Annotated in this window: 18 protein-coding genes and 1 riboswitch; of the genes, 5 read left to right on the top strand and 13 right to left on the bottom strand. The window is 66.4% G+C overall.

Annotation, left to right across the window (positions count from 1 at the left end; translation table 11 throughout):
* Positions 1-194: 194 nt before the first annotated feature.
* Positions 195-485, top strand: a complete 291-nt coding sequence (locus C0541_RS11035; RefSeq protein WP_115048334.1) for a PQ-loop domain-containing transporter — start codon at positions 195-197, stop codon at positions 483-485.
* A gap of 10 nt (positions 486-495) precedes the next feature.
* Here C0541_RS11035 and xth read toward each other — a convergent pair whose 3' ends face one another.
* Positions 496-1,494, bottom strand: a complete 999-nt coding sequence (gene xth, locus C0541_RS11040; protein ID WP_115048336.1) for an exodeoxyribonuclease III — start codon at positions 1,492-1,494, stop codon at positions 496-498.
* 433 nt (positions 1,495-1,927) lie between these two features.
* The gene (locus tag C0541_RS11050; RefSeq protein ID WP_115048340.1) at positions 1,928-2,143 is read right to left on the bottom strand and encodes a hypothetical protein; all 216 of its coding nucleotides are present in this window, start codon (positions 2,141-2,143) and stop codon (positions 1,928-1,930) included.
* A 104-nt stretch (positions 2,144-2,247) separates the two neighbouring features.
* Here C0541_RS11050 and moeB point away from each other — a divergent pair, with 104 nt between their 5' ends.
* On the top strand, positions 2,248-3,390 hold the full coding sequence (gene moeB / locus C0541_RS11055) for a molybdopterin-synthase adenylyltransferase MoeB (RefSeq protein ID WP_115050252.1): 1,143 nt from the start codon (positions 2,248-2,250) through the stop codon (positions 3,388-3,390).
* A gap of 271 nt (positions 3,391-3,661) precedes the next feature.
* Here moeB and C0541_RS11060 read toward each other — a convergent pair whose 3' ends face one another.
* The 8 genes from C0541_RS11060 to ndk form a co-directional block, all read right to left on the bottom strand.
* Positions 3,662-4,882 carry a molybdopterin molybdotransferase MoeA gene (locus tag C0541_RS11060; RefSeq protein ID WP_115048342.1) on the bottom strand — a complete coding sequence of 407 codons (1,221 nt, stop codon included), beginning with the start codon at positions 4,880-4,882 and terminating at the stop codon, positions 3,662-3,664.
* A 210-nt stretch (positions 4,883-5,092) separates the two neighbouring features.
* Entirely contained in the window at positions 5,093-6,490 is a 1,398-nt protein-coding gene (der, locus tag C0541_RS11065) for a ribosome biogenesis GTPase Der (RefSeq protein WP_115048344.1), read from the bottom strand.
* A gap of 10 nt (positions 6,491-6,500) precedes the next feature.
* The gene (gene bamB / locus C0541_RS11070) at positions 6,501-7,718 is read right to left on the bottom strand and encodes an outer membrane protein assembly factor BamB (protein ID WP_161960013.1); all 1,218 of its coding nucleotides are present in this window, start codon (positions 7,716-7,718) and stop codon (positions 6,501-6,503) included.
* Positions 7,718-8,356: a YfgM family protein gene (locus C0541_RS11075; protein WP_115048348.1), complete on the bottom strand. Its 639-nt coding sequence runs from the start codon at positions 8,354-8,356 to the stop codon at positions 7,718-7,720. Before C0541_RS11075 ends, bamB begins: the two co-directional genes overlap by 1 nt.
* A 70-nt stretch (positions 8,357-8,426) precedes the next feature.
* A complete protein-coding gene (locus C0541_RS11080) occupies positions 8,427-9,287 on the bottom strand; it encodes a helix-turn-helix domain-containing protein (protein ID WP_115048350.1) in 861 nt (286 codons plus the stop codon).
* On the bottom strand, positions 9,284-10,072 hold the full coding sequence (gene pilW, locus C0541_RS11085) for a type IV pilus biogenesis/stability protein PilW (protein ID WP_115050254.1): 789 nt from the start codon (positions 10,070-10,072) through the stop codon (positions 9,284-9,286). Before pilW ends, C0541_RS11080 begins: the two co-directional genes overlap by 4 nt.
* 10 nt (positions 10,073-10,082) lie before the next feature.
* Positions 10,083-11,288, bottom strand: coding sequence for a 23S rRNA (adenine(2503)-C(2))-methyltransferase RlmN (gene rlmN, locus C0541_RS11090; protein WP_115048352.1), 1,206 nt, complete (start codon positions 11,286-11,288; stop codon positions 10,083-10,085).
* An 18-nt stretch (positions 11,289-11,306) separates the two neighbouring features.
* On the bottom strand, positions 11,307-11,732 hold the full coding sequence (ndk, locus tag C0541_RS11095) for a nucleoside-diphosphate kinase (protein ID WP_024940120.1): 426 nt from the start codon (positions 11,730-11,732) through the stop codon (positions 11,307-11,309).
* A 216-nt stretch (positions 11,733-11,948) separates the two neighbouring features.
* On the opposite strand from ndk, the gene C0541_RS11100 reads away from it, so the two are divergent.
* From C0541_RS11100 to C0541_RS11110, 3 genes are all read left to right on the top strand, one after another.
* Positions 11,949-12,581 (top strand): TetR/AcrR family transcriptional regulator, encoded by a 633-nt coding sequence (locus C0541_RS11100; RefSeq protein WP_024940119.1) that lies wholly within the window; start codon positions 11,949-11,951, stop codon positions 12,579-12,581.
* A 25-nt stretch (positions 12,582-12,606) separates the two neighbouring features.
* Positions 12,607-14,979 (top strand): 3-hydroxyacyl-CoA dehydrogenase/enoyl-CoA hydratase family protein, encoded by a 2,373-nt coding sequence (locus tag C0541_RS11105; protein ID WP_115048354.1) that lies wholly within the window; start codon positions 12,607-12,609, stop codon positions 14,977-14,979.
* Between the two features lie 162 nt (positions 14,980-15,141).
* Positions 15,142-16,347: an acetyl-CoA C-acyltransferase gene (locus C0541_RS11110; protein WP_115048356.1), complete on the top strand. Its 1,206-nt coding sequence runs from the start codon at positions 15,142-15,144 to the stop codon at positions 16,345-16,347.
* 343 nt (positions 16,348-16,690) lie between these two features.
* On the opposite strand, the gene crcB is transcribed toward C0541_RS11110, so the two are convergent.
* The 3 genes from crcB to lolA form a co-directional block, all read right to left on the bottom strand.
* Positions 16,691-17,092, bottom strand: coding sequence for a fluoride efflux transporter CrcB (gene crcB / locus C0541_RS11115; RefSeq protein WP_115048358.1), 402 nt, complete (start codon positions 17,090-17,092; stop codon positions 16,691-16,693).
* Positions 17,093-17,206: 114 nt separating this feature from the next.
* Positions 17,207-17,275, bottom strand: a riboswitch (Fluoride riboswitch).
* A gap of 2 nt (positions 17,276-17,277) precedes the next feature.
* Positions 17,278-18,567, bottom strand: a complete 1,290-nt coding sequence (locus C0541_RS11120; RefSeq protein WP_429001351.1) for a replication-associated recombination protein A — start codon at positions 18,565-18,567, stop codon at positions 17,278-17,280.
* A gap of 159 nt (positions 18,568-18,726) precedes the next feature.
* Positions 18,727-19,356, bottom strand: a complete 630-nt coding sequence (gene lolA / locus C0541_RS11125) for an outer membrane lipoprotein chaperone LolA (RefSeq protein ID WP_115048362.1) — start codon at positions 19,354-19,356, stop codon at positions 18,727-18,729.
* Positions 19,357-19,445 lie beyond the last annotated feature (89 nt).

A 19,445-nucleotide genomic window follows, 5' to 3' on the forward strand; every position in this document is an offset into this window, starting at 1 on the left:
CGGTCGACCGATGGATGACCTGGCTAGGATACCGGCAGCCGGCACAGGCGTGGCGAGCCTGGCATCACAGCGCCCCGCACCTCGCGCCGCCCTCGGCGCACGCGCACTGCGCACATCGCTTGAAGCCGCTAGGACGCCTTGCGCACATGGCAACCCGCACAGTGGCCTGCAGCTCCCCACGGTATCTGTGCCGCATGCAATTCGTCGACCTTGTGGGCTGGCTTGCCAGCGCCGTGTTGATTGCCACCCTGGTCCGCCAGATCTACAAGCAATGGCGCGCGGATGCGGCACACGGCGTTTCGCGCTGGCTGTTCATCGGACAGATCAGCGCCTCGGTGCTGTTCATCCTCTACAGCTACCTGGTCGGCAATGCCGTGTTCATCGTCAGCAACGTGCTGATCCTGCTGACCGCCCTCATCGGGCACGTGCTGCACCGGATCAAGCAGCGCCGGATGGAGCGCGACCCTGCCGGCAGCACGGGTTAGCACGCTGGTGTCAGTCGGCGCGTTTCTTCTTTGCCGCCTTGCGCGGCGCGGCGGGTGCGCCCGACTTGCTGGCCGCAGGCCGCGTGACGGTTTTTTTCTTCCCCCCGGTCCTGGACGCCGTCTTCGCGATCGGCTTGCGGACTGCAGGTGTCTTGGCAACGGCCCGCTTGCGTGGCCTGGACACGGCCGTGGCCTGCGTCGCCGGCTCGATGACCGCCTCCGGCACGCGCACGCTGATCCAGGTCGGCGCGTGATCGCTGGCCTTCTCCAGTGCACGGACCCACTTGTCCACGCCGGCGTCCTGCAGCCCGGGCGCCAGGGTGCGATTGAGCAGCAGATGGTCGATGCGCAAGCCGCGATCGCGCGCAAAATGCTGGCGAAAATAGTCCCAGAAGGTATAGATCGGGGTCTGCCCGTGCACCGCGAGCAGGCTATCGGTCCAGCCCTGCCCGAGCAGGGCCTGATACGCCTGGCGGCTCTCCGGCTGCAGCAGTGCATCCTTGCGCCAGCCCTTGGGGTCGTAGATGTCGGCATCGGTCGGCACCACATTGAAGTCGCCGATCAACGCAACCGGGTGCGGCAGGTCCACCAGCGTCTCGGCATGCCGGATCAGGCGTTGAAACCAGGCCAGCTTGTAATCGAACTTCGGCCCGGGCTGCGGATTGCCATTGGGCAGATACAGGCAAGCCACCACGACCCCATGAATTGCCGCCTCCAGGTAGCGGCTCTGCGTATCGCGCCGGTCCCACGGCAGCCCACGACGGATTTCCACCGGATCGGCGCCGCGCGCCAGCAGCGCCACGCCATTCCACGACTTCTCGCCTTGCCAGGTCACGCCGTAGCCGGCGTCGCGAATCGCCTGTTCCGGGAAGGCGTCCTGGGTGGCCTTCAGCTCCTGCAAGCCGACGATGTCCGGTTGCTCGCGCCGCAGCCATTCCAGCAGATGCGGCAGCCGGCTGGTGATGCCGTTGACGTTGAAGGTCGCGATCTTGCGGGTGATGACGGACATGGGCGAGCGACCAGGCGTACATAGCAGGCAAGCATCGCCGGCACGGCATGAAGCAGGTGCTCAAGCGAGGTGAAGCCCGCGCCAGTGCGTGCTGCTGTCCTCGACCATTGCCGTGGCGCCAGCGGCATCGCGGCCCTGGCGTTGAACTGCTGCAGCCTCGCCAGCGCGGCCCCGTCCGCGACCATCTGCGCCCTGGCGCGGGCGCCGGCAGCGGGCGCGTCCGCCACCACTGTGCCAGCTTCCAATCGTCCTCGGCATGCTGCCTGGCCGTCTGCCTGGCGGGTCGCTGCGCTGCCGGGCACCCGCTTCTGCAGCGCAAGCCGCCGCTACGGCAGCACCGCGCCGGCTTGCTGCTGGGCGATGCGCTGGATCGCCGGATCGGGTGCAGGTCGAGCTGACACGCCGCAGCGCCCACGCATCGAGGACCGCTGGCTCAGGCACCGGGATCCGCGGGCCCCAGCTGGTTGGCGGACAGGATTTCATCGATCCGCTTGACGATTTGCGCAGCCTGCTCCTGCGACTCGGCCGCAGCGGTGATCTTCTCTGCACGTGCATGGAATGCATCCCAGAAATCGTCCGGATGCTGGCGACGGATTTCAGGCAATGCGTCGGCGAGGTGTTTCAATTGCGCGTCGATATCGGGGGTCATTGAGGGTCTCCTTGTAGGCCCACGCTACCGCCGTGCCGGTGAGCCTGACGCCAACATGGCAACCCCGAACATCGCATGGCCTGCCTTTGCGCGACAATGGCGCCATGAGCAGCCACGACATCTCTCCTGCAACCGCCCGCCTGCGCGCCCTGCAAGGCGCCTTGCTGGTCGATATCCGGCAGTTGCACGAGCGTGCCGGCGGCCAGGCCGAAGGCGCGTTGGCCATTGCTCAACACGAGCTGGAAGCCGCACCCGCACGGCACCTGTCGGAACAGGCGCGCGAGATCGTGCTGATCTGCCAGAGCGGCAAGCGCTCGGCACACACGGCGCAGATCCTGCGCGCGCAGGGCTATACGCAGGTGTCCTCGGTGCTGGGGGGCACCAACGCATGGACGCATGCCGGCCTCCCCCTGGTGCGCCCGACCCTGCCGCCCGACGAGCAGGATTTTCTCGAGCGCTATTCGCGCCATCTGCGTCTGCCGCAGGTGGGCCCCGAGGGCCAGCAGCGCCTGGCGCGTTCGCGCGTGCTGCTCGTCGGTGCAGGCGGGCTCGGCTCGCCTGCGGCGTTCTATCTCGCCGCCGCCGGCGTCGGACACCTGCGCATCGCCGACGACGATGTGGTGGACCGCAGCAACCTGCAGCGCCAGATCCTGCATGTCGAAGACAGCGTCGGGGTTGCCAAGGTCAGCTCGGCCGCGCAGCGCATTGCCGCGCTCAATCCACGCGTGCAGGTCCACGCGCTGCAGGCACGCGTGACTGCCGGCAATGTCGACGCCCTGCTGGAGGGCGTGGATGTGGTGATCGACGGCGCCGATAATTTCCCTGCGCGCTATCTGCTCAACGATGCCTGCGTCAAACTCGGCAAGCCGCTGGTCTACGGTGCGGTACAGCAGTTCGAAGGGCAGCTCAGCGTGTTCGATGCCGGCCGCAGGCGCGGCCAGGCACCGTGCTATCGCTGCCTGTTTCCCGAGCCACCGCCAGCCGAGTTCGCGCCCAGCTGCGCCGAAGCCGGCGTGCTGGGCGTGCTGCCCGGGGTGATCGGACTGCTGCAGGCCACCGAGGCGATCAAGTTGCTGCTGGGCATCGGCGACACACTCACCGGACGCCTGCTCAGCTTCGATGCGCTGGCGATGCGGTTTCGCGAGATCCGGCTGCCGCCCGACCCGCATTGCCCGGTGTGTGCACCCGGTGTCGCATTCCCTGGTTACGCCGATTACGCCGCGTTCTGCGGCAGCGCCATCGGCTGAGCGCGGCGATCAAACGCACCTCAGTGGCGTGCGTTACCACGTATCGTGCGTGCGCCGGCCTGCCACGTGGGCAGGCGATGTCTTTCACTGCCCGTCGTCATTGCCTCAGCGTCGCCGACACCCAGCTAATGCACCGTTGGCAGCCACATGCGAACGGCGCGGAAGCAACGGCATGCCAGGAACCGGGGCGCATGCCGCAGCGTGCAGCGGTTGCGCCCGCCTGGCGGTGAGCGCAGTGCTTGCTGCAAGCCGCGCCTGGTTCACCAAGCGATCAAAGCGCGTAGGGAATCACCCGCACGATCTCGCCCGCCTCGAAGCGCCGCGCCTGCTCGGGCAACACGATCAAGGCGTTGCTGTCGGCCGCGCCACGCAACAGATGCGAGGCATCGCCGCGGTGCGGCGAGGCGCTCAGGCGCCCGTCTTCGCCGCACTCCAGGCGCCCGCGCAGAAACTCCAGGCGCTCGTGGCGTTTTTCCCACGGGCTTGCCAGGGCCGCATGCCACGACGGACGCGGCTCGCCACGTCCCTGCAGGCCATCCAGCAACGGCACGCCGTAGGCGATCAAGGTCGCCAGCACCGAGACCGGGTTGCCCGGCAGGCCCAGCACCAGGCAGCGGCCGATCTGCCCCAGCACCGCCGGCATGCCCGGGCGCATGCGCACGCGCCAGAAGTGGATGCGGCCCAGTTCGCCGATCAGCCGTGGCAGATAATCCTTCTCTCCTGCCGAGACGCCGCCACAGGTGATCACCACATCGAAGGCCGCCGCCGCATCTTCCAGCATCGTGCGGATGCGCTGCGGATCGTCCGGCAGGGTCGGCCATGCGGTCGGCGCATAGCCCAGCGCCCGCAGCTGCGCCATCAGCATGTCGCGGTTGCTGTTGTAGATCTGTCCCGGCCCCAACGGCATGCCCGGCTCCACCAGCTCATCGCCGGTGGCCAGCACCGCAATGGTCGGCCGCGGCGCCACTGCAAGCCGCGACAGGCCGAGCGCGGCCGCCAGTCCGATCCGGGCAGGCGTCAGCACCTGCCCGCTCTGTATCACCAGCTCGCCCGCGCGCACGTCACTGCCGGCCTGGCGCACCGCCGCACCCGGCGCAGGCATGCTATGGAAACGCACCACGCCATCGCGTTCCTGCGCATCCTCTTTCGGGATCACCGTATCGGCACCGTCGGGCAGCGTCGCACCGGTGGTGATGCGCAGGCATTGGCCCGCGCCCAACGTACCGGTCCAACGCTCGCCGGCAAACTGCTCGCCGACCAGTTGCAACGACGCATCGCCGCCCGCGACATCGGCATGCCGCAACGCAAAGCCGTCCATCGCGCTATTGGCGAAGGGCGGCAAGGCGATTGGCGCGATCAGGTCGGCAGCGCAGATGCGCCCGTCGGCACGCGAGGTGGCGATGTTCTCGTCAGGCGGACGGCTGCTGGCCGCAACGGCCTGCAGGATCTGCAGCGCCTGCGCGTAGGGAATGCGGGAGGGATAGTCGGTCATGGCGCGCAGGATACCAGCGGGTAGCGCCGACACAGAACGGCGACCAGCACGATCGCCTGCTTCTCAGCGGCCATGGCCGGCACTCCGGCCAGCACGCATCGCGCGAACACCGCAGCGTCCTGGCGCGTTACCCAACCCGCGCTGGAGCTGGCACGCCACACACACCAGGCCTTCGACGATGGCACGCCGCGCCAGGCGCGGCAGCACTGGCTACTTGCCCTTGACGTGCTTCATCAAGCGCCGCTTGCGTGCCACCTGCCGTTCGGTGAGCGTATTCTTCTTGCCCTCGTACGGGTTGGCGCCTTCGCGGAAGATGAAACGCACCGGCGTGCCGACCAGCTTGAAGCGCTTGCGGAAGAAGTTTTCCAGATAGCGCTTGTACGACTCCGGCAGCACCTTCAGGCGCGTGCCATGCACGATAAAGGTGGGCGGATTGGCGCCACCCGGATGCACGTAACGCAGCTTGGAGACGTGGCCACGGATGCTCGGCGGCGGATTGGTCTCGTAGGCGATTTCCAGCGCCTGGTTGACTTCGCTGGTGCTGAACTCGTGCGTGGCCGACGCGTGTGCACGATGGATCGCCTGGAACAGCTCGCGCATGCCCGAGCCGTGCAGCGCGGAAATCCGCACCGCCTCGGCCCAGCTGACAAAGCCCAGCTTGCGCGACAGCAGGTCTTCGGCCTGCGCACGCTGGTAGTCGCTCTGCCCGTCCCATTTGTTGATCGCCACCACCAGCGCACGGCCAGCGTCCAGGATCGCGCCAAGAATGGTCGCGTCCTGATCGGTGACGCCTTCGCCGGCATCGAGCATCAGCACCGCGACCTGGCATTGCTCGATCGCCTGCAGCGTCTTGAACGCGCTGAACTTCTCCACCGCCTCCTCGACCTTGCCGCGGCGACGCAGGCCGGCCGTGTCGATCAGGCGGTACTGGCGCCCGTCGCGGTCCATGTCCACGGCGATCGAATCGCGCGTGGTGCCCGGCACTTCCGAGGCGATCATGCGTTCTTCGCCGAGCAGGCGATTGACCAGCGTCGACTTGCCCACGTTCGGGCGGCCGACAAAGGCGATGCGCACGCGCGCCGGGTCGGTATCCAGCAACTCGCCGGCACCTTCCTCGGGCAGGCGTGCGCCCACTTCTTCAAGCAGCTCGTCGATGCCCTGCCGATGCGCGGCAGACAGCGCCACCACATCGGAGAACCCGTAGCGCGCGAACTCCGAGCGCACGGTTTCTTCGTCGGTGCCGTCGATCTTGTTGATGACCAGCACGGTCGGACGCGCCAGCTTGCGCAGCCAGGCCAGGATCTCGTCGTCGAGCGCGGACGCGCCTTCGCGGCCATCGACCACGAACAGCACCAGGTCGGCTTCGCCGGCAGCGGCGCGTGCCTGACGTGCGGTGGCGCCGGCCAGGCCTTCCTCGTCGCCGGCGATACCGCCGGTATCGACGACGATGAACGGGCGTTCCTCGTCGAGACGACAGACCCCGTAGTTACGGTCGCGGGTGACGCCGGGCTGGTCGTGGACCAGCGCGTCACGGGTGCGCGTCAGCGCATTGAAGATGGTGGACTTGCCGACATTGGGCCGTCCGACCAGGGCGACCAGGGGCAGCATCGCGAAGTCCTTATTGTGCCAACCGGAAGGCGGTGATATCGCCATCGGTGTTTTGTACCAACAGAATGCCATCCACGACGATCGGCTGCGCCAGCAGCGTGTCGCGTCCAGCGCGAGCGCGCGCGGCCAGTGCACCATCGCTGAGCTTCAGCCAGTGCAGGTAACCCTTGTAATCGCCGACCACGGCGTAATCGCCCTGGATGGCCACACCGGTCAGGGAGCGACGTGCCAGCGCGGCCTGCGACCACATCGCCGCGCCGCTGCTCTTGTCGAGGCCCCACACCGAGCCGGCGTTGTCGGACACCACCACCACCGCAGACGACACGCCGACGCCACCGGCGCCGCCGTGATCGCGCGTCCACAGCGGACGGCCACTCGGGCCTTCCAATGCGAGAGTCTCGTTCTTGAAGCTGGTTGCATACAGCGTGGTGCCATCCAGCACCGGCGCGCCGTCCACATCGGACATGCGCTCCAGCTCGGTACGGCCTTCCGGCACGCCAATCGCCTGTTCCCACAACGGGCGGCCGTCCTGCAACGCCAGCGCGCTCAAGGTGCCGCTGTCGTTGCCGACGAACAGCACGCCCGGACCGGTCACGATCGGCGCATTGCCGCGCACCGACAGGGTGGGGCCTTCCTCGGCATGGAACCAGCGACGTTCGCCGGTGGCTGCGTCGAAGGCAGTGACGCGACCATCGTTGCTGCGCACCAACACCAGGTTCTGTGCAATGGCCGGTGCGGCGATGACTTCGTTCGGCACCTTGGCACGCCACTTTTCGGTGCCATCGGCCTGGTTCAACGCAATCACGTCGCCAGACAGCGTGCCGATCACCACCAGGCCGTCGCCGACGCCGGGGCCACCGGACAGGCGCTGCTTGAACTTGCGATCGTTGCGCTCTTCCTTCTTGGGCTTGTATTCCCACACGCGCTTGCCGGTCTGCAGGTCCAGTGCCTGCACGCCCCCGGTGATCGCCGAGGCATACACCTTGCCATCGGCCACTGCCGGACGCTGACGCACGCCGATATGGCCCTGGCCCTTGCCCACGCCGGTGGACCAGAGCTTGTCGACCTTGACCGACGGCTCGAACTTGACCAGCTCGGCAGGTTCCTGCGCCTTCTTGGCGGCAGCGTCCTTGCCGGCAAACCAGCCCTTGACGGTGCTGCAACCGGCCAGCGACACACCCATCAGGGCGAGCAATGCAATGCGCTTGTACATATCAACCTGCTTCATCAAATCGGCTCCGCCGGATCGGGCACCTTGCCGCCCACATCCATCAGCTTGGTTTCCAGCAGACGGCGCTGCGGCGAGGCCACATCCACCGTGGTCAGGGCCTTGGCGTAGAGCGCACGCGCTTCATCCGGCTTGCCCTGCACGACCAGCGCATCGGCGCGGATCTCCAGGCTGGTGTGATCCTGCGCATCGGCCAGCAGCTTGATCGCCTCGTCCGGCTTGCCGCTTTCGGTGAGCACGCGCGCCAGGCGCTGCTGCACGATCTGCTTGAGCTCGCCTTCGGCGGGCACGTCGCGCAAGGTCTTGATTGCTTCGGCGTTTTTGCCGGCATCCACCTGGGCCTTGGCCAGGCGCAATGCAGCCAGCTCGGCGTAGATACCGCCCTTGCCGTCATCCAGCGCCACGATGTCCTTGGCCGCCTTGTCCAGGTCCTTGCCCTGGATGGACTTCACCACCGCCTCGTAGCGGGTGTTGGCTTCCACCGACTGGGTGGCGGTGTGCTTCTGCCACCACTGCCAGCCCAGGATCAGGGCCAGGCCCAGTACGACGCCGCCAATCAGCCCTGCGCCATTCTTTCTCAACCAGGAACGAACGCGTTCGCCTTGTTCGTGTTCGTCCAGCAGATCGTCGATCGCCATGCGTACTCTCGCTCCGTCATCCCGGAGGCGCGGAACATCAATAGGGAAAAATGAAAAACCGCAGTCCGCTTCACTCGGAAGCAGGTACCACGGAGCCGTCGGAGGATACCGCAAAACGGGCCACGTTAGCGCGCTGGAACGGTTTCACATCGACGATACTGCCGCCTTGCTGAACCTCTACCGCCGACGCGTTGCCCAGCACCACCCGACCCACCTGCCCGGGCGAATAGCTGCGACGCTCGCCGGAACGCACCAGTGCTTTTTCGACCGCGCTGCCATCCGGCGCCAGGATCTGTACCCAGCTGTCGCCACTGAAGCTCAACGACAGACTGCCGCCAGCGGCGGTCGCCGCTGCAGGCGGCTCGGCCTCGGGCGTGGCGCGCGGCACTGGCGTCATCGAAGCGATATACGGCGCCGGCTGTTCGCGCGGCGCGCTGGCCGGCTGCGCTGCGGCATTGGCCGGGGTACCGGCCCTTGGCGCTTCGGGCATGCTGTCCAGCGACACCGTGCTGGGCACCTTGCCATCCAGGTGCGAGCGGGTCGCGTACCAGACCGGCACCGCGAACACGCCGGTGATCACCACATACATCGCCTTGCGCGCCGTGCTTTCCAGGATGCGCCGCGCCCGCGGCGTGTGCGTATGACTGACCAGCTTGACCGGTTCGATCGGCGCAATGGCCGCCTGCTGCAGCAGCGGCTCCAGGTCCACATGCAACAGGCGCGCATAGCTGCGCAACTGACCGCGCACGAAGACCGGCGCGCCCAGGCGCTGCCATTCCTCCTGCTCCAGCGAGCGCACCACATGCGCCGGCATGCGCAGCCTGGCGGCGACCTCGTCCAGGCTCAGGCCTGCCGCTTCGCGCGCGTCGCGCAAATGCTGTCCGCAGCCCTTTTCCTGCTCGAAAGGGTTCGGATTGGAATCACTGATCACAATGCATTGGCCCCGGAGTTGGCGGTCGCTGCGTCAGGAAATTCCTTGACCAACCGCTGTTGGTAACGGCTGGCAGCAACCTTGTCGCCCAGCCCTTGCTCAATCTGAATGGCGAGTTGTAACACGGAAGCGGTTGCCGGTGCAGCCGCGAGCCGTCGTTCGATAAAGGCGCGCGCTTCGAAAAAATTGCGACGCATCGCTTCGGAGCGTGCCATCGACTCGAGTGCGTACGGATTAAGCGGATCCAGTTCCAGCGCTTTACGCAAGTCACTGGTTGCACGCTCCGGCTGCCCCGCCTTGAGTGCGCAACCGCCTGCATTACCCAATGCAGAAGCGGGCGATGCGTAGTTTCTGTCGGTCAGGGCGCGATCGAACCAGAGCAACGATTCGGCCGGCGAGCCGTTGGCGCATAACCATGCGCCGTAATTGTTCAAGACATCGCCACGCTGCGGTGCAAGCTCGGCAGCGCGGCGGTAGGAGGCACCGGAGCCGACAACGTCGCCCTTGGCGCCTTGAATCAGCGCCAGCAACCCGATCGCATCCACGGATCGGGGATCTTTCTTCAAGGCCGCGCGCACCTGCTCTTCGGCAGCGGCGTAGTCGCCTGTCTGCAGCCGGTTATTGGCCAGGCCAAGCTTTTCCTGCACCGCCAGGCGACTCTTGGTCGCGGCACTGTCGCGGAACGAATGCACCTGCGCGACCTCCTCGACCGTCTGGACCGAGCCCGCCTTGGCATTGCGACCGCCGCAGCCGACCACGCTCAGCGCGATCGCCAGCGCGGCCATGGCGGCGAGATCACGCTGCCGCATCTCGCCCGGCCTGCCCTTCCAGGGTGCGCAGGAAGTCCGCCTGGCGACGGGTACGGTCCATGACCTGGCCCTTGAGCTGTCCACAGGCCGCATCGATATCGTCGCCACGGGTACGGCGCACCATCGTCAGCACCTGCGCGTCGAGCAGGATCTTCTGGAAGGCGCGGATCTCGGTCTCGCCCGAGCGCTCGTAGCGCGTGCCAGGGAACGGATTGAACGGGATCAGGTTGACCTTGCCGGCATCCTTGGACTGCACCGCATTGTCGAACTGCCGCATCAATCGGGCCAGCTGGCGCGCATGCTCGGGCTGGTCGTTGATGCCCTTCATCAAGGTGTACTCGAAGGTGACCGAATCGCGCTTCTTGTTGCCGCGCAGATAGCGCGCGCACGATTCCATCAGCTCGGCGATCGGGTATTTCTTGTTCAACGGCACCAGGCTCTCGCGCAGCGCGTCGTTGGCAGCATGCAGCGACACCGCCAGCGAAACATCGCTTTCGGTCGAGAGCCGGTCGATCATCGGCACCAGGCCCGAGGTCGACAGCGTCACCCGCTTGCTGGCCAGGCCGTAGCCCAGGTCGTCGCGCATTACGCTCATCGCGCGCACGACGTTGTCGAAATTCATCAGCGGCTCGCCCATGCCCATCATCACCACATTGGTGAGGCGGCGCTGCTGGTGCGGCACGTTGCCCAGATGGCGCGCCGCCACCCACACCTGCCCGACGATCTCGGCAGTGGTGAGGTTGCGGTTGAAGCCCTGGGTGGCGGTCGAACAGAAGGTGCAGTTCAGGCCGCAGCCGACCTGGGAGGACACGCACAGCGTGCCGCGGCCCTTGTCGGGGATGTAGACGGTCTCGATCGCGTTCTTGCCGTCGGTGCCCATGGCCAGCAGCCATTTATGGGTCCCGTCGGTGGATGGCTTGTCGAACACGACATTCGGGACCAGGACCTCGGCATGCTGGTGCAACTTCGCACGCAGCGCCTTGCCGAGGTCGGTCATCTGGTCGAAATCGGTGACGTAGCGATGGTGGATCCACTTCATCACCTGATGGGCACGGTAGCGCGCTTCGCCGAGCGTGTCGGCGAAGAAGCGCTCCAGTCCCTCGCGGTCGAGGTCGAGCAGGTTCTGCTTGCGCAGTTCCGGGGTACGGACGGGAACGTCCTGCAGCACGGAGGGGATCACGACCTCATTCACGATTCGACTCTCTCGGCCTCAGCGCGAGACCACTTCGGTGGCGGCAAAGAAATACGCAACTTCGTTGGCAGCGTTCTCGACCGAATCCGAGCCGTGGGCGGCGTTGGCATCGATCGAGTCGGCGAAGTCGGCGCGGATGGTGCCCGGCGCAGCGTCCTTGGGATTGGTCGCGCCCAGCAGGTCACGGTGTGCGGCAACGGCGTTCTCGCCTTCCAGCGCCTGGATCATCACCGGGCCGGAGATCATGAACTCGACCAGCGCGTTGAAGAACGGACGCTCGCGGTGCACGGCGTAGAAGCCTTCGGCTTCGCGACGCGACAGCTGCTTGTACTTGGATGCCACGATCTTCAGGCCGGCCTTCTCGAAGCGGCTGTAGATTTCGCCGATGACGTTCTTGGCGACGGCGTCGGGCTTGATGATGGACAGGGTGCGCTCCAGCGCCATGGGAAGATCTCCGTTGGGCGGGCCACTGAAGGCCCGAGATTATCATGAAAAAAACCCGCGTCAAAACGCGGGCTTAGGCTTGTTTGCGATGGTCAATTCTATCTCTTCGTCGCTGCATTTGCACACCGCCCCCTGAATCGTGCTGCGTTGCCGCATGACCGCTGCAACGTCCAGTCGTAGACTCAAACAATCGTTTGATTGAGTTTCGCCCCGCGCATGCCCAAGCCCGCCCACTTCTCCACCAAGGACCGCATCCTCGGCGCGGCCGAGGAGCTGTTCGCCCAGCATGGCTTCGCCGGGACCTCGCTGCGCCAGCTGACCACCCAGGCCGACGTCAATATCGCCGCGGTCAACTACCACTTCGGTTCCAAGGAAAACCTGGTCAACGAGGTGTTCCGTCGCCGCATGGACGAAATGACCGCCGCGCGCCTGCAGCAACTGGAGGCGGCCAGGAAGTCGCAACCAGGCGAGCTCACCGCGGTGCTCGCCGCCTTCGTCGAGCCGGCCCTGGCGATGGCCCAGGACCGCCAGAGCGGCGGCGCGTTCGTGCGGGTGATTGCGCGCGCCTACGCCGAAAAGAACGACAACCTGCGCAAGTTCCTGTCCGACCACTACGGGCATGTGCTGCGCGAATTCGGCAAGGCCATCGCGGCCTGCGTGCCGGGCCTGAGCAAGGAGGAGCTGTACTGGCGCCTGGATTTCCTCGCCGGTGCGCTCACCTATGCCATGGCCGATTTCGGCCTCATCAAGCGGCCGGCCGGGGTCAGCGAGGCCGACCACCGCGCGCGCGCCGCGCGCGAACTGATCCGTTTTGCAGAACCGGGTTTCCGTACCCATTCCACACCGTAGTCGCTCACACCAAAGGCTCATCGCTATGTCCAATCCGTTGCTAGTCCGTCGTGCTGCCGTGCTCGGTGCCGGCGTCATGGGCGCGCAGATCGCCGCGCATCTCACCAACGCCGGTGTCGACACCGTGCTGTTCGACCTGCCCGCCAAGGAAGGTCCTGCCGACGGCATCGTGCTCAAGGCCATCGCCAACCTGGGCAAGCTCAGCCCTGCCCCGCTCGCCAGCAAGGCGCTGGCCGAGGCGATCACCCCCGCCAACTACGAGAGCGGCCTGGAGCAGCTGCGCGATTGCGACCTGATCATCGAGGCGATCGCCGAGCGCATGGACTGGAAGCAGGACCTGTACAAGAAGATCGCCCCGTTCGTGGCCGAGCATGCCGTACTGGCCTCCAATACCTCGGGCCTGGGCATCAACAAGCTTTCCGACGTGCTGCCCGAGCAGTTGCGTCACCGCTTCTGCGGCGTGCATTTCTTCAACCCGCCGCGCTACATGCACCTGGCCGAACTGATTCCCGCAAAGGGCACCGACAAGGCCGTGCTGGAAGGCCTGGAGAGCTTCCTGGTCACCACCCTGGGCAAGGGCGTGGTGTATGCGAAGGACACCCCGAACTTCATCGGCAACCGCATTGGCGTGTTCTCGATCCTGTCCACCATCCATCACACCGCCGAGTTCGGCCTGGGCTTCGATGAAGTCGACGCGCTGACCGGCCCGCTGGTCGGGCGCCCGAAGTCGGCGACCTACCGCACCTCGGACGTGGTCGGCCTGGACACCATGGCGCACGTGATCAAGACCATGGGCGACACCCTGCCCGACGATCCGTGGCACCAGTATTTCAAGTCGCCGAAGTGGCTGGAGGCGCTGATCGGCAAGGGCGCGCTCGGCCAGAAGGTCGGCGCCGGCATCTTCCGCAAGGTCGGCAAGGACATCGTGGTGCTGGACCTGGAGAAGCAGGATTACAGGACCGCCGACCGCAGCGCCGCGCCGGAAGTGGCCGAGATCCTCAAGATCAAGAACCCGGCCGAGAAGTTCGCCAAATTGCGCGAGAGCCAGCACCCGCAGGCACAGTTCCTGTGGGCCACGTTCCGCGACCTGTTCCACTACAGCGCCTACCACCTGGCCGATATTGCCGAGACCGCGCGCGACGTGGACCTGGCGATCCGCTGGGGCTACGGCTGGTCGCTTGGCCCGTTCGAGACCTGGCAGGCCGCCGGCTGGAAGCAGGTGGCGCAGTGGATTGCCGAAGATATCTCCAACGGCAAGAGCATGAGCAGCGCGCCGTTGCCGAACTGGGTGTTCGACGGCCGCGACGGCGTGCATGCGGGCGAAGGCTCGTACAGCCCGGCGCGCGATGCCAAGCTGCCGCGCTCGGCGCTGCCGGTGTACAAGCGCCAGCGCTTCCCCGATCCGCTGCTGGGCGAGCAGTTCTCGCCGGGCGAGACGGTGTTCGAAAACGACGGCGTGCGCATGTGGCACGACGGTGACGACATCGCCGTGGTCAGCTTCAAGACCAAGATGAACACCGTCTCCGACCACGTGCTCAATGGCTTGCAGGAAGTGGTCGGCCGCGCCGAGAAGGACTTCGCCGGGCTGGTGATCTGGCAGCAGAAGGAACCCTTCTCCGCCGGCGCCGATCTGGCCGGCGCGCTGGGCCTGTTGCAGGCCGGCAAGGTCGATGCGTTCGAAGCGCTGGTCGCCAACTTCCAGGCCACCAGCCAGCGCATCAAGTATGCGCAGGTGCCGGTGATTTCGGCGGTGCGCGGGCTGGCGCTGGGCGGCGGCTGCGAGTTCCAGATGCATAGCGCCAAGACCGTGGCCTCGCTGGAAAGCTACATCGGCCTGGTCGAAGCCGGCGTCGGCCTGCTGCCGGCCGGCGGCGGGCTGAAGGAAATCGCCGCGCGCGCCTCGGTCGCGGCAGGTCCGGGCGGCGACGTGTTCGCCGAGCTGAAGAAGACCTTCGAAACCATCGCGATGGCCAAGGTCTCCAACTCGGCGGTCAACGCCCAGGAACTGGGCCTGCTGCGCACCACCGACAAGGTGGTGTTCAACAGCTTCGAGGCCTTGCACATCGCCAAGGCCGAAGCGCGCGCACTGGCCGAAGGCGGCTACCGCGCCCCGCTGCCGGCACGCCGCATCCAGGTCGCCGGCGACGTCGGCATCGCCACCTTCAAGATGCTGCTGGTCAACATGCTGGAAGGCCGTTTCATCAGCGAATACGACTATGAAATCGCCACCCGCATCGCCACGGTGATGTGCGGCGGCGAAGTCGATCGCGGCGCGCTGGTCGACGAGGAATGGCTGCTCAAGCTGGAGCGCAAGCACTTCGTCGAACTGGCCCAGCAGGAAAAAACCCAGGCGCGGATTGGGCACATGCTCAAGACGGGCAAGCCGTTGAGGAACTGAGATTCGGGAGTCGGGATTGGGGATTCGTAACAGCGGGTCCCCTGCCCTCCACCATTCTCGCTTCCACCAAATTCATCCGCCGGGCAGGACCATTCGGACATCGGGATTCGCTTTGACGAATCCCCAATCCCGAATCCCCAATCCCGGCTACCGGAGATAGCCATGAGCAAGCAGATTCAAGAAGCCTACATCGTCGCCGCCACGCGTACGCCGGTGGGCAAGGCGCCCAAGGGCGTGTTCCGCAACACCCGTCCCGACGACATGCTGGCGCACGTGTTGCGCGCAGTGGTGGCGCAGGCGCCGGGCATCGATCTGTCGCGGATCGACGATGCCATCATCGGTTGCGCGATGCCCGAGGGCGAGCAAGGCATGAACGTGGCACGCATCGGCGTATTGCTCGCCGGCCTGCCCAATACCGTGGCCGGCCAGACCATCAATCGCTTCTGTTCGTCCGGTATCCAGGCGGTGGCGATGGCGGCCGACCAGATCCGCCTGGGCAATGCCGACCTGATGCTGGCCGGCGGCACCGAGTCGATGTCGATGGTGCCGATGATGGGCAACAAGGTCGCCATGTCGCCGAACGTGTTCGCCGACGACCATGTCGCCATCGCCTACGGCATGGGCATCACCGCCGAGAAAGTGGCCGAGGAATGGAAGGTCTCGCGCGAGGACCAGGATGCGTTTGCGCTGGCATCGCATCAGAAGGCGATTGCCGCCATTGCCGCAGGCGAGTTCCGCGACGAGATCACTCCGTACGAAATCCTGTCGCACCAGCCCGACCTGGCCGGCAATGTCATCGCGCTGCGCAAGCGCCTGGTCGACACCGACGAAGGCCCGCGCCCGGACAGCTCGCTCGAAGGCCTGGCCAAGCTGCGCCCGGTGTTCCGCAACGGCCAGTTCGGCGGCAGCGTCACCGCCGGCAACTCCTCGCAGATGAGCGATGGTGCCGGTGCGGTGCTGCTGGCCTCGGAGCAGGCAATCAAGGATTACGGCCTGACGCCGCTGGCGCGTTTCGTCAGCTTCTCGGTGGCCGGCGTGCGTCCGGAAGTGATGGGTATCGGTCCGATCGCAGCCATTCCCAAGGCGCTCAAGCAGGCCGGCCTGAGCAAGGACCAGATCGACTGGATCGAGCTCAACGAAGCTTTCGCCGCGCAGGCCTTGGCGGTTATCCGCGACAGCCAACTGGACCCGGCCAAGGTCAACCCGCTCGGCGGCGCCATCGCCCTGGGTCACCCGCTGGGCGCCACCGGTGCGATCCGTGCCGCCACCCTGGTGCACGGCCTGCGCCGTCGCCAGCAGAAGTACGGCATGGTCACCATGTGCATCGGCACCGGCATGGGTGCGGCCGGCATCATCGAAGCGCTGTAAGTCGCCAGTTGCGAGATCGGCCGCCAAGCCGATCTCGCAACGTCGACGCGGCTGTCAATCAAGCAGGGCGCGCGCAAGCGCGCCTTCTTCATGCGCAAGTGCCGGCGGTCGTCAGCGACTGCTGGCGACACCATCTATCCGTTACAGCGCCCGGTAGGCACGCCGGCCAAGCCTTGCGTTGGGAGCATGGCTCCTGATGGGCATTGCCACTACCGCCCGGTCGCGCCTGCGGCAATGACGCCCAGAAGATGCCAGCCGTTGGACAGCCAGCGCGGCGCACACACGCAATGCCACCGCATCCCGGCCCTGGCGTCACTCCCCCGATGACACGGCAGAGCTGCGCCTAGCGCGCCACCAGCCATTGACCGGTACGCGCACCGAGGAATACCAGCGCCAGTCCGGCCACCAGCGTGATGGCCAGATACACGCCGATCATCGCGGAACGGTCGCTGCGTGCGAACACCAGGCATTCCATCATCAATGACGAGAACGTGGTCAGCCCGCCGATCACGCCGACGATCAACAAGGCCCGCAGTGGCCAGCTCGACGGTCCGCGCGCATCCAGCCAGACCAGCAGCACGCCGGCGACGAAGGAGCCGAGCAGGTTCACCGTCAGCGTGCCCCACGGAAATCCGTTGCCCAAGCGCTGCAGCAACGAGGCGCCAATGGCAAAGCGCAGGCCGGAACCCAGCGCGCCGCCGGTCATCGCCAGAAGCAGTTGCTGCCACCACACCGGTGCGTTCATGTGCGCACTCGGCAGGCGGCCGAAGGGGTTTTCAACGACGTGTCGTGCATGGTCGGCAGCATCCAGATCCTGGGCAAGAAACGATGCCGGGGCACAGGCCTGCCGCCCCGGCGGGGGTGGGCAGGCATCATCAGCGCGCAGACTGCGTGCGGTTCAAGGAGGAATGCCATCTCCTGCGCGGCCGATTATGCCGTGGGCTTGCCGCCCTTGTCAGCCCGCGCCTGTTCGCGCGCGGCGCGCAGGCGGTCGAGCTTTTCCTTGAGCTTGATTTCCAGCCCGCGCGGCACCGGGTTGTAGTAGACCCGCTCGCCCATCGCATCCGGAAAGCCGGTCTGGTCCAGCGCGATCCCGCCTTCGGCATCGTGGTCGTACTGATAATCCTGCCCGTAGCCGAGCGTCTTCATCAGCCTGGTCGGCGCATTGCGCAGATGCAGCGGCACCTCCTGCGTCCCGGTGGCGCGCACCTCGGCCTTGGCCTGGTTGAAGGCGGCATAGCCGGCATTGGACTTGGCGGTGCTGGCCAGATACAGCACCAGTTGCGCAAACGCCAGTTCGCCTTCCGGGCTGCCCAGACGCTCGTAGATGTCCCAGGCTTCCAGCGCCATGCTCTGCGCGCGCGGATCGGCCAGGCCGATATCCTCGATCGCCATGCGGGTCAGCCGACGTGCCAGGTACGCCGGGTCGCAGCCGCCGTCGAGCATGCGGGTGAGCCAGTAAAGCGCGGCATCCGGATTGGAACTGCGCACCGATTTGTGCAGCGCCGAGATCTGGTCGTAGAACTGCTCGCCGTTCTTGTCGAACCGACGCGTGCGGTCGGCCAGCACCTGCAGCAGCGTCTGCGGGGTGATCTGGCCACCCTCGCCGCCTGCCAGTTCCGCGGCGATCTCCAGCAGGGTCAATGCGCGGCGCACGTCGCCGTCGGCGGCGCTGGCAATTTCCAGCAGCGCGGCATCGCTGACCTGGAGCGTTTCCTGCCCCAGCCCGCGCTCCGGATCATGCAGGGCCCGCTGCAAGGCCTCGACGATGTCCTGCGGCAAAACGCCTTCCAGCACGTGCACGCGACAGCGCGACAACAATGCGGAATTCAATTCGAACGAGGGATTTTCGGTCGTCGCACCGACGAACAGGATGGTGCCGCGCTCGATATGCGGCAGGAATGCATCCTGCTGCGCCTTGTTGAAGCGGTGCACCTCATCGACGAACAACACCGTGCGGCGGCCGCTGGCGAAACGCTGCGCGGCCTCGGCCAGGACCTGCCGCACCTCCGGCAAACCCGACAACACCGCCGAGATCGCCTTGAATTCGGCATCGGCGTAATGCGCCAGCAGCAACGCCAGGGTGGTCTTGCCGCAGCCGGGCGGGCCCCACAGGATCATCGAATGCACGCGGCCGGATTCCACCGCGCGTCGCAATGCGCTGCCGGGGGCGAGCAGACGCTTCTGCCCCACCATCTCGTCGAGGGTGCGCGGACGCATGCGCTCGGCCAGCGGGCGCAGATGCTCGCCGTCTACGCTGAGCAGATCGGCTTCGGGAGCGATGGGGAGCTTGGTTCGTGCCACGCGGCATTGTATCGCGTCAGCCCACGCCCTTCTGCGAAGAAGGCCATGGGCTGCGTGGATGCTGCAGGCGATGGCTTACTGCGCGTCGCCGACCACGTCCACGCCTTTGCCCGGGGTGTAGCGGAAGGTGTCGGCAGCGAATGCCGGATTGCGCTTCCAGCCGCTGAAGCTGATCGCGGTGCGCTGGCCGACCGCATCGACCACTTCCATCCTGGCCAGGCCGTCCTTGCCGAACCCCAGCGAGGCCATCTGGAAGCTGGCCTCGGTGTCGACCTTGGGCGTCAGCGACAGCCACTGCAGTCCGTCGCGTGGCGCGGCTTCTTCGCTGACGTCGTACTGCTTGTCCAGGCGCGCCGGGTCGATCAATGCGACCAGGGGGCTGTTCTGTTCTTCGCTGCCCTGCGCGCGCACGGTCACCTGCTCCAGGTCCGGGTCGAACACCCAGACCTTCTTGCCGTCGGCCACGATCAGTTGCCGGTACGGCTTGGCGTACTCCCAACGGAACTGGCGCGGCGCCGACAATGCCACCCGCCCGCTCGCGCGCTCCTTGACCCGGCCATTGGCATCGGAAACCTGCTGGCTGAACTGCCCGTCCAGGCCTTTCAGCCCGCGCGTGAACGTATCCAGCTCCTGGCGCGCGCCGGCGAACGCGGTGCCGGCGAACAGGGCGGTGGCGAGGACGGCATAACGGAGCTGGCGATGCATCGCGGTGTTCCAGAAAGGGAATGCGGGAATTCTGATACTTCGTAGATGAATGGGCGAGCGCTATCGCATGATGCGTTCAGATCGCGGCG

Origin of the sequence: Xanthomonas arboricola (assembly GCF_003353015.1) — a bacterium.
In the GTDB taxonomy this organism is placed as follows: Bacteria; Pseudomonadota; Gammaproteobacteria; order Xanthomonadales; family Xanthomonadaceae; genus Xanthomonas; species Xanthomonas arboricola_E.